We start from the raw sequence: 18,118 nt of genomic DNA on the forward strand, positions 1-18,118 counted from the left end.
CGGTTTTTCAAGCATAGCCCCGGAGTATGACTATCTAAGGATATGCACCGGCCCGGTGTGGGAGGGGGCTTGCTCCCGATAGCGGTGGACCAGCCCGCCAATAGGGTGCCTGACACACCACTATCGGGTTCAAGCCCCCTCCCACATATTGGCCTATGTGACTTTGTTGCACTGCCATCAAACCGTCATCTCCCCACCACCTTCCTGCCACATTCCCCCGTTACTGTCCTCGCCAATGAGATCGATCTCAAGCGAGTAAACATGACTGACCTGAAAGACGTTGCGCGGCTGGCTGGCGTATCCCGCGCTACCGCCGCCCGCACTTTTGCCTCCCCCGACCAGGTGCGCCCGGCGACCCGTGAGCAGGTGTTCGCCGCTGCCCGGGAGTTGGGGTTTCGGCCCAACCTGCTCGGCCGCCAACTGCGCCTGCAAACGACCCAGTTGATCGGCGTGGTGGTGCCCAACCTGCTCAACCCGGTGTTCGCCGAACAGTTCCAGGCCATGGAGCGTGCCGCACGTTTGCGTGGCTACAGCCTGGTGCTGGCGACCACCGACTACAGCAGCGAGCGCGAGTGCATCGTAGTGGAAGAACTGCTGCGCCAGCGCGTCGATGGCCTGGTGCTGACGGTCACCGATGCCGAAAGCAACAGCGTGCTCAGCAGCCTGAATACCGAACGGACGCCGTTCGTGCTGGCCTATCACCAACCGAGCAACCCCAACTACAGCGCCGTGTCGGTGGACAACCGCGCCGGCATGGCCTTGGCCACGCGTTACCTGCTGGAGGCCGGTCATCGACGTATCAGCATGGTCGCCGGCCCCGCCTTGCAGTCCGACCGCGCACGCCTGCGCTATGCCGGTTACTGCGACGCGATGAAGGCATACGGTCTCAAAAACCGCGCGGTGATCGAAATGCCCGCCCATACCCAGGCTGAATTCGCTGCCATCCAGCCGTACCTCAACGGCCCCGACGCCCCCAGCGCGCTGGTGTGTTCCAACGATTTCCTGGCTATCAGCCTGATCGCCGAGCTGCGCCGCAACGCCTGGAATGTACCTGGGCAACTGTCGGTGATGGGCTTTGACGGCATCGCCCTCGGCACCCAGATGCACCCGACCCTGTGCAGCGTGGTACAGCCCATCGCGCTGCTGGCCAGCACGGTGATTGACCAACTGCTGGCGCAGATCGCCGGCAACGATCCCATTTCCCATTGCCTGCCTTGCCATATCCGGCCGGGCGAAAGTACCCAACCCTTTGAGGAGTCCCTTGATGCGCGCATTCAGTAAAACCCTGGCCACCGTGCTGCTCTGCGGTGTGGCCAGCCTGGCCCAGGCCGCCGACACCGCGATTTGCTACAACTGCCCGCCGGACTGGGCCGACTGGGGCACCCAGCTCAAGGCCATCGCCGCCAGCACCGGTGTGCAGGTGCCGCTGGACAACAAGAACTCCGGCCAGTCCCTGGCGCAACTGGTGGCCGAAAAGGCCGCGCCCGTCGCCGACGTGGTCTACTACGGCGTGACCTTCGGCTTGCAGGCGCAAAAGGCCGGCGTGGTCGAGGGTTATAAGCCCAAGGGCTGGGAACAGATCCCCGCCGGGTTGAAAGACCCCGCCGGCCAGTGGTTTGCGATCCACTCCGGCACCCTGGGCATCATGGTCAACGTCGATGCATTGGGCGGCCTGCCGGTGCCGCAAAGCTGGGCCGACCTGCTCAAGCCGCAATACAAAGGCATGGTCGGCTACCTGGACCCGTCCAGCGCCTTCGTCGGCTACGTCTCTGCCGTGGCGATCAACCGCGCAATGGGCGGCGACCTGGACAACTTCGCCCCGGCCATCGACTACTTCCAGAAGCTGGCGAAAAACGCCCCCATCGTGCCCAAGCAGACCGCCTATGCGCGGGTACTGTCCGGCGAGTTGCCGATCCTGGTGGACTACGACTTCAACGCCTACCGCGCCCGCTACAAGGACAACGCCAACGTCGCCTTCGTGATCCCCAAGGAAGGCAGCATCAGCGTGCCCTATGTGATGAGCCTGGTGGCCAACGCGCCGCACCGCGCCAATGGCGAGAAGGTGCTGGACTTCGTGCTGTCGGACCAAGGCCAGGCACTCTGGGCCAAGGCTTACTTGCGCCCGGTACGTCCGGTGACCATGCCGGCCGATGTCGCCGCGCAGTTCCTGCCCGACAGCGATTACGCCCGCGCCGGTGTGGTGGACTATCAGAAAATGGCCGCTGTGCAGGAAGCCTTCGCCGCCCGTTACCTGAACGAGGTCAAGTAAGTGGCTGCATCGGCAAAACAGGCAGCCTGGGCGCTGGCCCCGGCCTTTGCAGTGCTGTTCGCGTTCTGGCTGCTGCCGCTGGCACACTTGATGGTGCTCGGCGCCGATAGCCGCGACAGCCACGGCAGCGGCTATTGGCAGGTGCTCAGCAGCGCGCAGTACCTGGGCAGCCTGGCGCAGACCTGCGTGCTGGCCATCGTGGTGACGTTCACCGCGTTGTTGATCGGTGGCATCAGCGGCGTGTTCCTCGCGCGCCAGCAGTTTTTCGGGCGCTCGGCGTTGGTGGCGTTGCTCACGTTTCCCCTGGCGTTTCCGGGGGTGGTGGTGGGCTTCCTGGTGATCCTGCTGGCCGGACGCCAGGGGTTGCTGGCGTCCCTGGGCCTGCAATTGGCCGGTGAGCGCTGGATCTTTGCCTACTCGCTGGCCGGGCTGTTTGTCGGCTACCTGTACTTCTCGATTCCGCGGGTGATCCTCACGGTGATGGCCGCGTGCGAAAGCCTCGACCGCAGCCTGGAAGAAGCCGCGCATTCGCTGGGAGCAGGGCACTGGCGGGTGGTCTGCGACGTGATCGTGCCGGGCCTGGCGCCGGCGTTGGCGTCCTGCGGTGCGATCTGCTTCGCCACGTCCATGGGCGCCTTCGGCACCGCGTTCACCTTGGGCACGCGCCTGAATGTAACCCCGGTGGCGATCTACAATGTATTCACCAACTACGCCAATTTTGCCGTCGCCGCCGCGTTGTCGGTGGTGCTCGGCGCGGTGACCTGGGCGGCGCTGTTGCTCACGCGACGCCTGGTGAAAAATGCGGGGACGGTCTTGTGAAACGCTCATCGCTGTTTGTGATGCAACTGCTGTTCACCCTGCTGGTGTGCGCGTTCATGCTGGTGCCGGTGCTGATGTCGTTGCTGGCCGGGTTGACGCGCAATTTCTTCGTCGGCCTGTCCAGCGGCCTGACGTTCGACTGGCTGATCCAGGTATGGCAGGCCTATTCGCCCACCGTATGGCTGTCGTTGCAATTGGCCCTGGCGTGCGCGGTGTGTGTCTGCGTGATCGGCGTGCCGGCGGCCTATGCGCTGGTGCGCATGAACAACCGCTTCAGCCGTGCCTTCGAAGAGCTGATGGTGCTGCCCGTGGCGATGCCGGGGCTGGCCAGTGCGCTGGCGTTGCTGCTCACCTATGGCCAGTTCGGCACGTTTCGCAGCAGTTGGCTGTTCATCCTGGTCGGCCATGTGTTGTTCACCTTGCCGTTCCTGGTACGTCCGGTGATGGCGGTGATGCAACGCCAGCAACTGCCGGTGCTGGAAGAGGCGGCGGCCAGTCTGGGCGCCGGGCCGATCAGGCGCTTTTTCAGCGTGGTGGTGCCCAACTGCCGGGCGGGGATTCTGGCGGGCGTGCTGATGGTGGTGACCTTGTCGTTGGGGGAATTCAACCTGACCTGGATGCTCCACACGCCGATGACCAAGACATTGCCCGTGGGCCTGGCCGACAGCTACGCCTCGGCGCGCCTGGAAATCGCCAGCGCCTATACCCTTATCTTTTTGCTGATGATCGTGCCGCTGCTGATTGCGTTGCAGGCCATCAGCGCTCGTTTGTCCCGTGGAGAGCGTCGATGACCGCTATCACTATCCGCCTGCAAGGCTGTCGCAAGGCATTCGCCGACGGCACCGTGGCTGTGCATGACCTGAACCTGACCGTCGAAGGCGGTGAGACCCTGGCGATCCTCGGCCCGTCCGGCTGCGGCAAGACCACCACCTTGCGCCTGATTGCCGGCCTGGAACGCCCGGATGTGGGCCAGGTTTTTTTCGGCACCGACGACGTCACCCGCCTGCCCATCGAGCGCCGCGACGTGGGCATGGTGTTCCAGAACTACGCGCTGTTTCCCAACCTCGATGTGGCCGGCAATATCGTCTACGGCTTGAAGATTCGCGGCATGGCGCCGCTTGCGCGGAACAAGCGCTGTGAGGAACTGCTGGAGTTGGTCGGCCTGCAACAGCATGGCAAGCGCAGCATCCACGAATTGTCCGGTGGCCAACGTCAACGGGTGGCCCTGGCCCGTGCCCTGGCGCCGCGCCCTAAAGTGCTGTTGCTGGATGAACCGCTGGCGGCCCTGGATGCGCAATTGCGCGAGCGCCTGCGCAGCGAGCTGAATGAACTGCTGCGCGGCCTCGGTATCACCTCGGTATTTGTCACCCACGACCAGGGCGAAGCCATGGCCCTGGGCGATCGTATCCTGGTGATGGAGCACGGCCGCGTCGCGCAACTGGCCAGCCCACGGGAGATCTACCAAAAGCCGGCGAATGCCTTCGTCGCCGGTTTTGTCGGCAACCTCAATGCCTTTGCCGTCACCTCGCGAACAGCCCATGGCCTGAAAGTCTGCGGCGGCGAGTTGCCGTGGCAGGCCGTCGACGTGCCCAACACGGTGTACTGCCGCCCCGAACACTTGCGGGTGATGGAGAGCGAAGGGCACTTGCACGGCCATCTATTGGCGCAGTTTTTCCAGGGCGCGCAAAGCCGCCTGTTGGTGGACGTGGGCGGCCCGCAACCGCTGCTGGTGGACAGCAGCGACAACCACCTGTACGCCGTCGGCGCGCCGATTGCCCTGGCGATTGCGCCGCACATGTTGTTCACCCTGAATGCGTGAGAGTTTGCTTGTGAATCGTCCGTTTCTTGTTGCGCAAATCAGCGACCTGCACCTTAAAGCCGGCCAGCGCCTGACGTATGGGGTGGTCGATACCCTGGGCGCGCTGCGCCGTGCCGTCGACCATTTGAACGCCAGCCACCCACGGCCCGATATCGTGGTGGTCAGCGGTGACCTGGTGGACTTCGGCCGCGCCGATGAATACGCCGTGCTGCACCCCGAACTCGCGCGCCTGCACATGCCGTGCTACCTGGTGCCCGGCAACCACGACACACGCGGTCCGTTGCTCGAGGCATTCCGTGATCACGCCTATTTGCCGTTGTCGGCAGAGGGCCCGTTGGACTGGGTGGTGGACGAGCATCCGCTGCGTTTGATCGGCCTGGACTCGACTATCCCGGGTGGGCACGGCGGCCAGCTACTGGACAGCCAATTGCACTGGTTGGACGCGCAACTGGCACGACGCCCGGACGTGCCGACGTTGCTGATCCTGCACCATCCACCGTTTATCAGCGGCATCGGCCATATGGACCGCGAACCCTTTATCAACGCTGCGGCGCTGGAAGCAGTTGTGTCTCGCCACCCGCAAGTGGAACGCCTGCTGTGCGGGCACCTGCACCGACCGATGCAACGACGCTTTGGCGGCAGCTTGAGTTGTGTGTGCCCCGGTACTTCCCATCAGATTGTGCTGGACCTGCAGGACGCCGCGCCCGCGCATTTCAACCTGGAGCCGGCGGGGTATCTGTTGCATCGCTGGGATGCGCAACAGGGCCTGATCAGCCACAACGGCGTGTTCGGGGATTACCCGGGGCCGTACCCGTTTTATGACGCTCATGGATTGATTGACTGAGGTTTACGGAGGTTTCACTTCACTCAACTCGCTAACAACTAAGCAACTGAATAACCGTTAACGCCGCGGCCAACTTCACATTTGGCCGACGGCATCCTGCTGCCCATTTTTTGCGCCCGGAACCTGGGTTCCGCGCCGGAGTTCGTCCTGATGAAAGCCACGTTGAATGTATTAAGTGTATTGACCGGCGGCCTGGGCATTGCCCTGAGCCCCTTGGCGTCTGCTGACTTTTTGAGCGACAGCAAAGCCAACTTGAGCATGCGTAACTTCTACTTCAATAACGACAACCGCGACGGCACGGCGGCACCGTCGAAGACCGAAGAGTGGGGCCAGGCCTTTATCCTCAACTACCAGTCGGGCTTCACCGACGGCACCGTCGGTTTTGGCCTGGACGCCATCGGCATGCTCGGCGTGACCCTCGACAGCAGCGCCGCGCGCCATGTCGGCAGCTCGATGATCCCCACCGAAGACGGCAAGGCCACGGACAACTGGGCCCGTGGTGGCGCGACGGCCAAGGCGCGCTTTGCCAAGACCGAAGCGCGCTACGGCTACCTGCGCCCGAACCTGCCGATCCTGGTGAGCAACGACGGCCGCCTGTTGCCGCAGTCGTTCGAAGGCGGGCAGGTCACCAGCAAGGACATCGACAACCTGACCCTGGTCGGCGGCCAGCTTGAGCACACCACCGGTCGCGGCTCCAGCGACCGCAGCGGCCTGGCAGCGGCGGGCGGTACCCAGGAGAGCAATAAATTTACCTACGCCGGTGCGGACTACCAACTGACCAAGGACCTGATGGTCCAGTACTACTACGCCAACCTCGAAGACTATTACCAACAACATTTCGCCGGGTTGATCCACGTATTGCCGCTGGGCGAATACGGCTCATTGAAAACCGACCTGCGCTACTTCAACACCCGCTCCGACGGCAAAAACAGCAGCGCCGCCGGACGTGCCGAAGGCTACAAATTGGGCGGCTTCACCAAGAACGGCAACGGTGAAATCGACAACAACACCTGGAGCGCCGCGTTCATCTACTCCCTCGGCCCGCACGCGATCACCGCCGGCTACCAGCAAGTCTCGGACGACAGCAACTTCGCCCAACTCAACCAGGGCGGCCTGGTGAACAAAGGCGAGGGCGGTGCCAGCCTGTACCTCTACACCGACCGTACCGTACAGACCTTCATCCAGGCCGGCGAACGCACCGGCTTTGCCCAGTACGCCTACGACTTCGCGTCGCTGGGTGTACCCGGCCTGAAGGCCTCGGTCATGTACCTCAAGGGCGAGCACATCCTCACCACCAGCGGCAACGACGCCAGCGAGTGGGAGCGGGACATCTCGTTGGATTACGTGGTGCAGAGCGGCACGTTCAAGAACGTCGGCTTCGGCTGGCGTAACGGCGTGTCACGCAGTGAAGTGGCGCGGGACCAGGACCAGAATCGGGTGTTTGTGAGTTATTCGATTCCGTTGATGTAGTACCGCTGAGCCCCTCATCTTTGTAGGAGCGAGCTTGCTCGCGAAAAATGTCAACGATAACGCGCCTGTTCAGAATGCCAGCGGTGTCCTTGGGTTCTTCGCGAGCAAGCTCGCTCCTACAGGGGGGCTTGCTCACGCCACCCGATTCCTGCCCGCGCCCTTGGCCTCATACAAGCGCATGTCCGCGCGCTTGAGCAATGCCAGGGAGTCGCGGTCAGAAGGCTCGGCCACGCCCACGCCGATACTCACGGTCAGGCGACCCACGCTTGGGAACACTGCCGCCTCGACAGCCACACGGATCTTTTCGGCGACCACGTCAGGGCTGTCCGGCGCTTCGACTTCCGGCAGCAGCACGGCGAATTCTTCTCCGCCATAACGGGCAACGAAGTCGGTGGCGCGCGTGGTGTTTTCTATCAGGGCTGCCAGTTGGCACAGCACATCGTCACCGATGGCATGGCCGTAGGTATCGTTGACGCGCTTGAAATAGTCGGCGTCGATCAGCAGCAGGGCGAAGGTGCGGCCGGTACGTTGGAACAGCAGGCTGTTCTCGGCGAGTTTTTCGTCGAAGCGGCGCCGGTTGAACACGCCGGTGAGGGCGTCGTGGGTGGCCAGCTTGAGCAGGTCGGCGTTGGCCTGGGTGAGGTCGGCGGTGCGTTGCGCCACGGTGGCTTCCAGGGAGGCGTTGGCGTCTTGCAGTTCACGTTCCTTGGCGAGCAGCGATTGCGTCATGCCGGTGAGCGATTGTCCCAGTTGGGCAATCTCCAGCACCGGGTGTTCCTGGGGGAAGACCGCGCCGGGCTGATGGTCCTGCACCTGTTTGGCGGACTTTGCCAGGCGCTCGATGGGACGGCTGAGGGAGGAGGCGAGGTAATACGCGGCCACTACAAAAGTGATCGCCGCGAGCAGGCCGAGCACGAGCAATTTGTACAGCAGGCTGCGCGCCGGTTGCAGGGCTACGTCCAACGGCTGGCGCACCATGATGTACCAGTTCATCCTGGCGTTGGACGGGCTTGGCACGGCGACGGAGGCCGTGACGTAGCCGTTGCCGGAGAACCAGCCGGCCGACGTGAGCAGCTTGTCTGAGGGTATCTGTTCACCCGCGAGGGCTTCGGGGTAAAGCACCTTGCCATCGAAGTCGACAATCAAGGCCTCGATATCGGGGAGGGCGTCTTTTTGCGTTACGGCAGCAGTTTGGCCAGCAGCACTGCCTCGTGGGGATCGCCGGTGTACTCACCGCGCAGGCCGGCCTGGAACCATGCTGCACCGATTGATTGACCAGCAGCCCGTTGACGGCCTGGCGCACTTGGCCATCGGCGTCGGCGATGCCCATCCAGGCATATTCGGCGCGTGATTGCGTACGCAGTTCCATCAGCGTGAGGATATCCGGTGCGTCCAGGTCGCCCTTGCGCATGATCGGTGCTTTGCTCAACAAAGACACTTCCAGCTGGCGCTCGTGCAGTTGCACCGCCAACAGCGCTGCGGTCGAGCGCGCCGTGCTCAGCAGGGGGCTGGCGCTGGTGGGGTGTGCGTATTTCATGTTTTACGCGTTTTACCTGCACGTGATTGCGCCCTGAGATGAGTGGTTGAAATGGGCGGTTGTACTTCACGCGGAACCGTTGGCGCTCTCGGCACCAACTGTTCATTGTGGCAAAAAGCCGGACAACCACGGAGATCATGATTGTGATGACAGGAATTAATATTCAGCCATTTATACCGCCTTCCTACGCCCAGCCGAATGATGACACTGGCCAGAAACAGCCCGTCGACGCACCGGTTTTATCCAGGAGCAAGCGTGGGGTGGCCCTAGAGGCTGCGTTGTGGCCACAGTTTTCGACGGTCAGGATTTCTCTGATGGAGATGACCAAGGAACAGGAAAAATTCATCAAGGACAACATCAACAAATGGGCGCCGTATATCAACCTGAAACTGGAGTTCACCAAAGAGCTCGATGGCGATATCAGAATCAAGGCAGATAATGACCTCCTCGGTGGGAACTCCTATTACGGCACCCAAGGTAAACAAACGGCAGGTGCCGGTGAGCCTACGATGAATATCGGCTTCAAGGGTGGGCTGAATGAACTCAACGCTCGCGTGATAATGCATGAGTTCGGTCATGCATTGGGATTAGCCCATGAGCATCAGCACCCGGAAAATACACTCGACCTGAATTTTGAGCGGATTCGCAAATATCACACAGAGAAAAATGAGCCCTCGGCCCATGAATGGTTTTTCCCGTTCGACTCACAGACGGTTGTCACCTCCCCCTATGATCAAGCGTCCGTCATGCACTACACCATTCTCAAGGATTTTCGGAACAGTGGACATTATGTCGAGGGCGGCAGTGAGTTGTCAGAAGGCGACAAGCAATTTGCGCGCAAGCTCTATCCCATCCCCCGTCCTCCGGTACCGCCTCGTTGGTGGAACCTTTACAACGGACACGTCCCTTCTTCGCGAGCCTGAGCTGATCCCCCATTCAGACATCACCCAATGCGCCACCGCGAAAAGGGCGGGTTTGCAGCTTGTGATCATGAATTAAATTTGTGTTCGTATAAAATAAAATGAGTTTGTCTCACTATGATTGACTGCCGACAATGGCTCCCATCTCAACAGATTGGAGTTTTTTGTCATGGCAGTCGCTCATTCCCTCGGATTTCCGCGCATTGGACGCGATCGTGAACTGAAAAAAGCGCAGGAAGCGTTCTGGAAGGGCGAACTCGACGAAGCCGGCCTGCGGGCCGTCGGCCGTGAACTGCGCAAGGCCCACTGGGATCTGCAGAAACAGGCCGGTATCGAGTTGCTGCCCGCCGGTGATTTCGCCTGGTACGACCAGGTGCTGACCCACTCGCTGATGTTCGGTGTGATCCCCGAGCGTTTCCGTCCAGCCGACGGCAACGCCACCCTGCACACGTTGTTCGGCATGGCCCGGGGTGTCAGCGACAGCTGCTGCGGCGGTGCCCACGCCCAGGAAATGACCAAGTGGTTCGATACCAACTACCACTACCTGGTGCCTGAATTCAGCGTCGACCAGCAATTTCACCTGGGTTGGGAGCAGTTGTTCGAAGAGGTGCAGGAAGCCCTCGACCTGGGCCACACCGTCAAGCCGGTGGTGATCGGCCCGCTGACCTACCTGTGGCTGGGCAAGGCCAAGGGGGGTGATTTCGACAAGCTCGACCTGCTTGAGCGCCTGCTGCCGTTGTACGGCCAGATCTTCCAGCGCCTGGCCGACCTCGGCGTGGAATGGGTGCAGATCGACGAGCCGATCCTGGTCCTCGACCTGCCGCAGGAATGGAAGAACGCGTTCGAGCGTGCCTACAACCTGATCCAGCGCGACCCGCTGAAAAAGCTGGTGGCGACCTACTTCGGTGGCCTGGAAGAGAACCTTGGCCTGGCCGCGAACCTGCCGGTGGATGGCCTGCACATCGACCTGGTGCGTGCGCCGGAGCAGTACCCGACCATCCTTGACCGCCTGCCGGCGTACAAGGTGCTGTCCCTGGGTGTGGTCAACGGCCGCAATGTGTGGCGCTGCGACCTGGAAAACGCCCTGGCCATCTTGCAGCACGCCCATGAAAAACTCGGTGATCGCCTGTGGGTGGCGCCATCCTGCTCGCTGCTGCACAGCCCGGTGGACCTGGGCCGTGAAGACCAGTTGGATGCCGAGCTGAAAAGCTGGCTGGCATTCGCCGTGCAAAAATGCGCTGAAGTGGCGGTGCTGGCGCAAGCGGTTAACCAGCCTGAAGCGCCCAACGTCCTTGCTGCCCTGGCCGAAAGCCGCGCGGTGCAGGCGGCCCGCGCGGCCTCGCCGCGTATCCACAAGCCTGCGGTACAGGCGCGGGTGGCGGCGATTACCCGCCAGGACAGCCAGCGCCAGTCGCCGTTTACCCAGCGTATCGAGAAACAACGTGCGGGCCTGAACCTGCCGCTGTTTCCGACCACCACCATCGGTTCGTTCCCGCAGACCGCATCGATCCGCCTGGCGCGGCAGTCCTACAAACAGGGCAAGTTGAGCCAGGCCGAATACGTCGAAGCCATGCACAGCGAGATTCGTCACGCCGTCGAGGTGCAGGAAAACCTCGGTCTGGATGTGCTGGTGCACGGGGAAGCCGAGCGCAACGACATGGTCGAGTACTTCGCCGAGCAGTTGGACGGCTATGTGTTCACCCGCTTCGGCTGGGTGCAGAGCTACGGTTCGCGTTGCGTGAAGCCGGCAGTGATCTTCGGCGACCTGAGCCGCCCGAAGGCGATGACGGTGGAGTGGATCCGCTATGCCCAAGGCCTGACCCGCAAGGTGATGAAGGGCATGCTGACCGGCCCTGTGACCATGCTGATGTGGTCGTTCCCGCGCGAAGACGTGAGCCGCGAAGTGCAGGCCCGCCAACTGGCCCTGGCGATTCGCGACGAAGTGGTCGACCTGGAAGCTGCCGGCATCCAGATCGTGCAGATCGACGAAGCCGCGTTCCGCGAAGGCTTGCCGTTGCGCCAGGCGCACTGGCAGGGGTACCTGGACTGGGCCACCGAAGTGTTCCGCCTGTGCGCCTCGGGCGTGCGGGATGAAACCCAGATCCATACGCACATGTGCTACAGCGAGTTCAACGATGTGATCGAGTCCATCGCGGCCATGGATGCCGACGTGATCACCATCGAGACGTCACGCTCGGACATGGAGTTGCTGGATGCGTTCGAAGCTTTCGCGTACCCCAATGACATTGGCCCAGGCGTCTACGACATCCACTCGCCACGGGTGCCGGATGCCTCGGAAATGGCCAACCTGTTGCGCAAGGCGGCGAAACGGATTCCTGCCGAGCGCCTGTGGGTGAACCCGGATTGCGGGTTGAAGACGCGGGGGTGGCCGGAGACGGAGGCGGCGTTGATTCATATGGTCACTGCAGCTCGCCAGCTACGCGCTGAGTTGGCTTGATATCGTAAAAAATGTGGGAGGGGGCTTGCTGTGGTGAGCGGGCTTGCCCCGCGCTGGGCCGCGCAGCAGCCCCAGTAAAGCAGAATGCGGTATATCAGAAACTCCATAGCGGCTGTTTTGGGGCCGCTACGCGGCCCAACGCGGGACAAGCCCGCTCGCCACAGGGGGAACTCGCCAGTCTCTGAAAGTTGTGTAGATACCTATGCCACGATGAGTATGGGCGAGCTCCCACATTTGGATCTGTGTCAGATTAGAGGTATTTGAGCCAGGCCAGGTCGCGCCGCCGCGCCTTGAGCCCGGCGAACCAGCGCACCGGCGGGTAGAGCGCCAGGGGTAATACTAGCGCCATCAGCCACACCGCGCCCATGCTGTCGAAGCCAAAGTAGTTGCCTTGGTTCAGGCCAAGCAGCGCGACACAGGCGACATACAGCACTTTCAGCACATAAAGGTGCAACAGGTAAAAGAACATCGGCACGGATCCAAACACCGCCAACACGCCGATCCAGCGTCGATGCCCCGCGCGTTCAAACGCCAGCAACAGTAACAGTCCAATGCCCAGGGTCAACGCCAGGAACAGCAGCGAAGGCGGGTACTTGGTGACGTTGAAAAAGCTCATCAGCGTCTGCACGCCGTTGTCATACGCCTGCCAGGGTTTCTCGCCGTAGCCATTGAGCCCACGCAACAGCACAAACCCCAGCAACGCACCCAAGCCGCCGAGCAGCAAATACCGCTGGCGCACGGCAGGCCGCGTGGCATTGGCAAACCACGGTCCCAGGCCGTAACCCAGGGCAATCACGCCGATCCACGGCAGTACCGGGTAGGTCGTGCGCAGGCGCAGGGTGTCGGACACGTCAATCCAACTGCGTTCATGCAGGATCGTCCACGGAATATGCAGCGCCGAGCCTGGGTCGAAGTGCAGGCCATCCAGCAGGTTGTGCCCGCCGATGATCACCAGCGCCAGCACGATCAACAGCGGGCGCGGCAACCACACCAGGGCGGCGAGGGCGAGCATGCTGATGCCAATCGCCCAGATCACCTGCAGATAGATCACGCTGGGCGGCAACTGGAAGGTCCAGGCGAAGTTGACCAGGGTGAACTCCAGCACCACCAGGAACAACCCGCGCTTGAACAGGAACGCCGACACATCGCGGCGGCCCTGGTATTTCTGGCCGTATAAAAACGCGGATAAGCCCGTGAGCAACACAAACACCGGCGCGCACAGGTGGGCGAGGGTGCGGCTGATAAACAACGCGGGCTCGGTGCTGTCGATGCTCATCGGGTCGCTGACCTGGCGATGCAGCAGGAAGGTCTCGCGTACGTGGTCGAGCAGCATGAACAGGATCACCAGGCCGCGCAGGGCGTCGATGGAGAGCAGGCGTTGGCGCAGGGGAACGGCATCGGTCATGGGCGGGATCACAGGGCAGGGCGGAAAATTGGCGTTATCCTATAACATTAATCGACGCGTTGCCCTCCATTGATCCCGCTTCTGATACCTTCAGTAAACCCATACCCGGAGCCCCTGAGCATGAGCACCCCTCAAACCGTCATCGACTTCTGGCAGCACGCCGGCCCCAAGCGCTGGTTCGCCAAGGACGATGGGTTCGACGCCACCTTCCGCGACACCTTCCACGCCACCCACCTGCAGGCCGCCCGGCGCGAGCTGGAAAGCTGGCTGGATTCAGCCGAAGGCGCCTTGGCCTTGCTGATCCTGCTCGACCAATACCCACGCAACGCCTTTCGCGGCACCGCGCACATGTTTGCCACCGACCCGCTCGCGCGTCTGTATGCCGCGCGCATGGTGGACGCCGGGCTCGACCAGCAGGTGGAGCCGGCATTGCGCGCGTTCTGTTATTTGCCGTTCGAACACTCGGAAGACCCAAGGGATCAGCAACGCTCCCTGGCCCTCAACCAGCCACTGGACGCCAACACTTACCGCTGGGCCAAGGAACACGCGCAGATCATCGAGCGCTTCGGGCGTTTTCCCCATCGCAATGCGGTGCTGGCCAGGGTCACCACGGATGAAGAGCGCGCCTTTCTGGACAAGGGCGGGTTTGCCGGTTAACCCGCTATTCCGCCCGGGAATGCCCCCATAAAAACCGCGCATTGTCTTTCTCGGCGCGCATCTCGTAGCGTAGGGCTTCACCCAAGGAGCCCCGTTATGAACCAGCCCCCGTTGCGCCTCTACGTTGATTCGCTCTACACCAGCCCGTACGCGATGTCGGTGTTCGTCACCCTGCGGGAAAAAGGCCTGGCCTTCGACCTGGTCACCCTGGACCTCGACGCCGCGCAAAACCAGACAGCCGACTTTGCCCAGCTATCCGTGACCCAGCGCGTGCCGACCCTGGTGGAAGGCGATTTTGCCTTGTCGGAATCCTCCGCGATTACCGAATACCTGGACCAGGCCTACCCCGAGACAGCCGTGTACCCGGCCGATCCCAAACAGCGGGCGAGGGCACGACAGGTGCAGGCGTGGTTGCGCAGTGATTTGCTGCCGATTCGCCAGGAGCGTTCGACCCTGGTGGTGTTTTATGGGCAGAAAATGCCGCCGTTGTCAGCCGACGCCCAAGGGGCAGCCCGGCGCTTGATCAGTGCGGCGCAGGTGCTGTTGGCGGGCAACCCTTCGTACTTGTTCGGTGAGTGGTGCATTGCTGACGTGGACCTGGCGGTGATGCTCAATCGCCTGATTCTCAACGGCGACAGCGTACCTGCCGAGTTGGTGGCTTATGCGCAGCGCCAGTGGCGCCGGCCGTCCGTGCAGGCGTGGGTCAACCTGCAACGTCCTGCGCTGTAGCGCTGGTCGTCATTTGCATGACGCGCCGGTCCAGGTCTTCCCAATCGGCCATGCCCAGCACCCGCGTGGTGTTCAAGCCACGCAGGTAGCCGCGCAACTGCTGGGCACTGGCGTGCACCTGGTCGGCCTCCGACGCCTCATCCAGCAGTACCTGTTCATACTCGACCAGGTAATCGGCGACCCGCTCGCGAAACTCCGGCAAGACGGCTTCGCGGATGCGGTCGAAGGTTTTCTGGTGAGGCTTCATGGCGTGGTCCTTATAGGTTTTATGTGAGCACTATCGGTTCAGATAATAGTCACCATCATGCAACGCAAGTTCTGTTTTTTCAGGAAAAGCGCAAAATCGTCTGCATCGAGACGCTGTTCAAGGAAATGCGCGATGAGGACGTTGATTCAGCTGGGTTTAATGATGCTGATGCTGGGCACTGTGATCGTCAACAACGCAGCGATCGCTGATGAATTGCGTGCAGGCCATTTGCTACCTATCGTCGGTAGCGTAGACTCCCTGCAGCATGCGCAATCGGTGGGGGTGTTGTTAAGCGATAACACCCGCGACAACCTCAGCTACCTTGAACGCTACCACGACATGGCCTTGAACGGCGCCAGGGATGCCCTTGACGCAGGTATCCGCGAGGCGTTCGTCAACAGCTCCGACCCGGAACTGGCCATTGATTGGTTGATGAGCTCGCTGCAGGGAACCTTTTTGTCGGTGACGGTCTACGACAACCTGGATGCCCTGGTGCAGGCTCGCCCCGATGTGGTGGTGATGCTCGATACCCATAACCAATTGCTGACCCAGCGCAACGATCAGGTCGAAGCGCGTTTTATCGCACGGTTTTATGACGCGAACCTGCAATACATCGCCAAGGCCGAAGGCTCGGTGCACAGGCAGGTGCCCTCGGTGTGGGTGCACGACAAGGCCGCACCGGAGATTGCCGCGCGGATCGAACAGCAGCGGGATGTGCAGCTCGATGCGTTGAAGCAGTTCGATGCCTCGCTCAAGGCGCTGGTTCGCGCGGGTTGATGTGAACCTTTATTTTTAGACTCAGGATTTTTTCATGCGCTCTTTTTTCGTACCGGTCGCGGCCCTGTTGCTGGCCGGTTGTGTTTCCGCTCCCAATAATCCGACCTTGACCCTGCAAACCGGCAAGAGCCCGGATGACTATGTGCAATGCCTGCTTCCCAAGCTGGAAAAGCACGGCATCACGTCGACGGTGACCCAGAACTCGCGCCACGCCAAGCTGGTGTTGACCAGCAAGATTGCCGCCGATGACGTGCTGGAGGTCTACAAGGCGGGGGACGGCGGCAAGGTGTTTTTGTATGAGCGCAAGCCGCTGGCGTCGACCATTACGCCGTCGCGGCTTGAACAGGTGGCGCAGGACTGCAGATAACCGATGTGGGAGGGGGCAAGCCCGCTCACCACAGCGGTTCGATCCTGCTGCTGGCGGTGGTCATCGACCGCATGAAACAACGCTGATGGTGGTAAACAAGCCCGTCGTAGTGAGCGGGCTTGCCCCGCGCTGGGGCGCGAAGCGGCCCCAATACAGTCACTGCATTCTTCCAGGCTGAACCGGGTTGCGGGTTTTAGGGCCGCTTCGCGCCCCAACGCGGGCAAGCCCGCTCACCACAGTTACAGTGTTCCTCCTTAACTGACTGGCATTGGGGCAAGCCCCCTCCCACATTTGAATCTGCATAAGGCCTAAGGTCTGGCTTCATTGCTGAAGCTGTTAACCGTTTTCACCAGCCCTTGAGCCGCCAGCGCCACCAACTCCCCACCTTTCTCCACCGTCGCCAGCGCCGGGTCCGAGCCCATGCGCCCGTCGGGGAAGCGGGCGCGGAAGTCCAGGGCTTCACGGATCGGCCCGGTGTTGGCGATCTGCGGGGAGTAGTCGGCCGACTTGATCGCGTCCGGGTACGCCCACTGCGTCACCGCGATTTCCGAAGGCGTCGCATGGCTGCCATGGCCCACCGGGAATTGGCGGTGCGCCAGGTCAGTGACGCCTTCCAAGTCCCACCAGTTCACCAGTTTCAACGCAAACCCGGCAGGGCGACGGCCGAAGCTCGCCTCGGCGTACAGCTCGGAAAACGCCGCTTCAATCGTGGCGATATTGCCGCCGTGACCGTTCAGGAACAGGATCTTGTCGAAACCATGCCCGGCCAGCGAGCGCACCCAGTCGCCAATCGCAGCGATAAAGGTGGAAGGGCGCAGGGAAATGGTGCCAGGGAAACCCAGGTGGTGCTGGGCCATGCCGATATTGAAGGTCGGGCCGATGAGGATGTCGGCGTTCTTTTGCGCCTCATGGGCGATGATTTCCGGGCACATCCAGTCGGTACCCAGCAGGCCGGTGGGGCCGTGTTGTTCGTTGGAGCCGATGGGGATCACCACCGTGCGGCTGCGTTCCAGGAACTGCCCGATCTCGATCCAGGTCGATTGATGTAGAAGCATGCGAAGCTCTCTTTTATCTGTGGGGACAGGCTAACCGCCACGGATTGTACGACTACTCGCCACCTGCTGGGGTTTGCAATTGAGGTACGTCGAGGACTTCAACCAACGTTGGTCGGGGTACCACGAAAACATGAACTGCCCATCCTTGAGCTTGTCCACCACCTGGCGTGCCACCTGCGGACGCACGGCCGGGCAACCCTGGCTGCGGCCGATGCGGCCTTCGCGCTTGCTCCACAAGGGGCTGACGTAGTCGGCGGCGTGAATCACGATGGCGCGGTCGCGGGCCTGGTCATTGAACCCCGGCTCCAGGCCGTCCATGCGCAGCGAGTAGCCATGGGTGCCGAGGTAGCTTTCCTGGGTGCGGAACAGGCCCAGGCTGGATTGATGGCTGCCTTCCAGGTTGGAGAATTGGGTGGCGAAGTTTTCCCCGGACTTTGCGCCGTGGGCCACCAGGTCGCGCAGCACCAGGGTTTTCTTGCGCAGGTCGAAGATCCACAGCCGACGGGCGGTTGAAGGTTGGGAATAGTCAATCACGGCCAGGCGCTCGGAGCGTTCCTCGCCATTATTGACGGCGCATTGCACGGCGTTCAGGGCGCTTTTCAGTACCGTGGGATTGAGTTCTGGAGCCGAGCGCGCCAGGCTGCTATACAAGGAAGGAGGGTTGCCATTGGCGGCGAGCGTAATATTGCTCAGTAAAGCCAGGCCCACGGTGACCAAACCGAGGCGGCACATAAAAGTCAGCATC

The 18,118-nt window shown here is 61.9% G+C and carries 17 protein-coding genes and 1 pseudogene; 13 read left to right on the forward strand and 5 right to left on the reverse strand.

Annotated elements, in window-relative coordinates; all coding sequences use genetic code 11:
• Positions 1 to 261: 261 nt before the first annotated feature.
• From PspCFBP13509_RS14290 to PspCFBP13509_RS14320, 7 genes are all read left to right on the forward strand, one after another.
• A complete protein-coding gene (locus PspCFBP13509_RS14290; protein WP_137212206.1) occupies positions 262 to 1,281 on the forward strand; it encodes a LacI family DNA-binding transcriptional regulator in 1,020 nt (339 codons plus the stop codon).
• Entirely contained in the window at positions 1,265 to 2,269 is a 1,005-nt protein-coding gene (locus PspCFBP13509_RS14295; protein ID WP_137212207.1) for an ABC transporter substrate-binding protein, read from the forward strand. The genes PspCFBP13509_RS14290 and PspCFBP13509_RS14295 overlap by 17 nt, the downstream gene beginning before the upstream one ends.
• Positions 2,270 to 3,088 (forward strand): ABC transporter permease, encoded by an 819-nt coding sequence (locus PspCFBP13509_RS14300; protein ID WP_137212208.1) that lies wholly within the window; start codon positions 2,270 to 2,272, stop codon positions 3,086 to 3,088.
• Positions 3,085 to 3,879, forward strand: a complete 795-nt coding sequence (locus tag PspCFBP13509_RS14305; protein WP_065948102.1) for an ABC transporter permease — start codon at positions 3,085 to 3,087, stop codon at positions 3,877 to 3,879. Before PspCFBP13509_RS14300 ends, PspCFBP13509_RS14305 begins: the two co-directional genes overlap by 4 nt.
• Positions 3,876 to 4,907 carry an ABC transporter ATP-binding protein gene (locus tag PspCFBP13509_RS14310; RefSeq protein ID WP_137212209.1) on the forward strand — a complete coding sequence of 344 codons (1,032 nt, stop codon included), beginning with the start codon at positions 3,876 to 3,878 and terminating at the stop codon, positions 4,905 to 4,907. Before PspCFBP13509_RS14305 ends, PspCFBP13509_RS14310 begins: the two co-directional genes overlap by 4 nt.
• A 10-nt stretch (positions 4,908 to 4,917) precedes the next feature.
• Positions 4,918 to 5,751 carry a phosphodiesterase gene (locus PspCFBP13509_RS14315; RefSeq protein WP_065924658.1) on the forward strand — a complete coding sequence of 278 codons (834 nt, stop codon included), beginning with the start codon at positions 4,918 to 4,920 and terminating at the stop codon, positions 5,749 to 5,751.
• Positions 5,752 to 5,901: 150 nt separating this feature from the next.
• Positions 5,902 to 7,221: an OprD family porin gene (locus PspCFBP13509_RS14320; RefSeq protein WP_137212210.1), complete on the forward strand. Its 1,320-nt coding sequence runs from the start codon at positions 5,902 to 5,904 to the stop codon at positions 7,219 to 7,221.
• A gap of 132 nt (positions 7,222 to 7,353) precedes the next feature.
• Here PspCFBP13509_RS14320 and PspCFBP13509_RS14325 read toward each other — a convergent pair.
• Positions 7,354 to 8,737 (reverse strand): annotated as a pseudogene (locus tag PspCFBP13509_RS14325) (diguanylate cyclase); the annotation flags it as partial.
• A 158-nt stretch (positions 8,738 to 8,895) separates the two neighbouring features.
• Here PspCFBP13509_RS14325 and PspCFBP13509_RS14335 point away from each other — a divergent pair.
• Both PspCFBP13509_RS14335 and metE read left to right on the forward strand, forming a co-directional pair.
• Positions 8,896 to 9,681, forward strand: a complete 786-nt coding sequence (locus PspCFBP13509_RS14335; RefSeq protein ID WP_065948104.1) for a M12 family metallopeptidase — start codon at positions 8,896 to 8,898, stop codon at positions 9,679 to 9,681.
• Between the two features lie 166 nt (positions 9,682 to 9,847).
• Entirely contained in the window at positions 9,848 to 12,136 is a 2,289-nt protein-coding gene (metE, locus tag PspCFBP13509_RS14340) for a 5-methyltetrahydropteroyltriglutamate--homocysteine S-methyltransferase (RefSeq protein ID WP_137212211.1), read from the forward strand.
• A gap of 250 nt (positions 12,137 to 12,386) precedes the next feature.
• Here the strand turns inward: metE and PspCFBP13509_RS14345 are convergent, their stop codons facing one another.
• On the reverse strand, positions 12,387 to 13,541 hold the full coding sequence (locus PspCFBP13509_RS14345; protein ID WP_065924602.1) for a DUF1624 domain-containing protein: 1,155 nt from the start codon (positions 13,539 to 13,541) through the stop codon (positions 12,387 to 12,389).
• Positions 13,542 to 13,661: 120 nt separating this feature from the next.
• On the opposite strand from PspCFBP13509_RS14345, the gene PspCFBP13509_RS14350 reads away from it, so the two are divergent.
• Positions 13,662 to 14,198, forward strand: coding sequence for a DUF924 family protein (locus PspCFBP13509_RS14350; protein WP_137212212.1), 537 nt, complete (start codon positions 13,662 to 13,664; stop codon positions 14,196 to 14,198).
• Positions 14,199 to 14,294: 96 nt separating this feature from the next.
• Positions 14,295 to 14,927 (forward strand): glutathione transferase, encoded by a 633-nt coding sequence (yfcF, locus tag PspCFBP13509_RS14355; RefSeq protein ID WP_137212213.1) that lies wholly within the window; start codon positions 14,295 to 14,297, stop codon positions 14,925 to 14,927.
• On the opposite strand, the gene PspCFBP13509_RS14360 is transcribed toward yfcF, so the two are convergent.
• The gene (locus PspCFBP13509_RS14360; RefSeq protein ID WP_065924604.1) at positions 14,902 to 15,174 is read right to left on the reverse strand and encodes a hypothetical protein; all 273 of its coding nucleotides are present in this window, start codon (positions 15,172 to 15,174) and stop codon (positions 14,902 to 14,904) included. The genes yfcF and PspCFBP13509_RS14360 overlap by 26 nt on opposite strands.
• A 132-nt stretch (positions 15,175 to 15,306) precedes the next feature.
• On the opposite strand from PspCFBP13509_RS14360, the gene PspCFBP13509_RS14365 reads away from it, so the two are divergent.
• Together PspCFBP13509_RS14365 and PspCFBP13509_RS14370 are read left to right on the forward strand one after the other, a co-directional pair.
• On the forward strand, positions 15,307 to 15,951 hold the full coding sequence (locus tag PspCFBP13509_RS14365) for an ATPase (protein WP_065924605.1): 645 nt from the start codon (positions 15,307 to 15,309) through the stop codon (positions 15,949 to 15,951).
• A 34-nt stretch (positions 15,952 to 15,985) separates the two neighbouring features.
• Positions 15,986 to 16,318 (forward strand): hypothetical protein, encoded by a 333-nt coding sequence (locus PspCFBP13509_RS14370; RefSeq protein ID WP_027607228.1) that lies wholly within the window; start codon positions 15,986 to 15,988, stop codon positions 16,316 to 16,318.
• Positions 16,319 to 16,626: 308 nt separating this feature from the next.
• On the opposite strand, the gene PspCFBP13509_RS14375 is transcribed toward PspCFBP13509_RS14370, so the two are convergent.
• Together PspCFBP13509_RS14375 and PspCFBP13509_RS14380 are read right to left on the reverse strand one after the other, a co-directional pair.
• On the reverse strand, positions 16,627 to 17,373 hold the full coding sequence (locus tag PspCFBP13509_RS14375) for a creatininase family protein (protein ID WP_027607227.1): 747 nt from the start codon (positions 17,371 to 17,373) through the stop codon (positions 16,627 to 16,629).
• A 30-nt stretch (positions 17,374 to 17,403) separates the two neighbouring features.
• Positions 17,404 to 18,117, reverse strand: a complete 714-nt coding sequence (locus tag PspCFBP13509_RS14380; RefSeq protein WP_065924606.1) for a murein L,D-transpeptidase catalytic domain family protein — start codon at positions 18,115 to 18,117, stop codon at positions 17,404 to 17,406.
• Between the last annotated feature and the right edge of the window lies 1 nt (position 18,118).

The organism is Pseudomonas sp. CFBP13509, from assembly GCF_005233485.1.
In the GTDB taxonomy this organism is placed as follows: Bacteria; Pseudomonadota; Gammaproteobacteria; order Pseudomonadales; family Pseudomonadaceae; genus Aquipseudomonas; species Aquipseudomonas marginalis.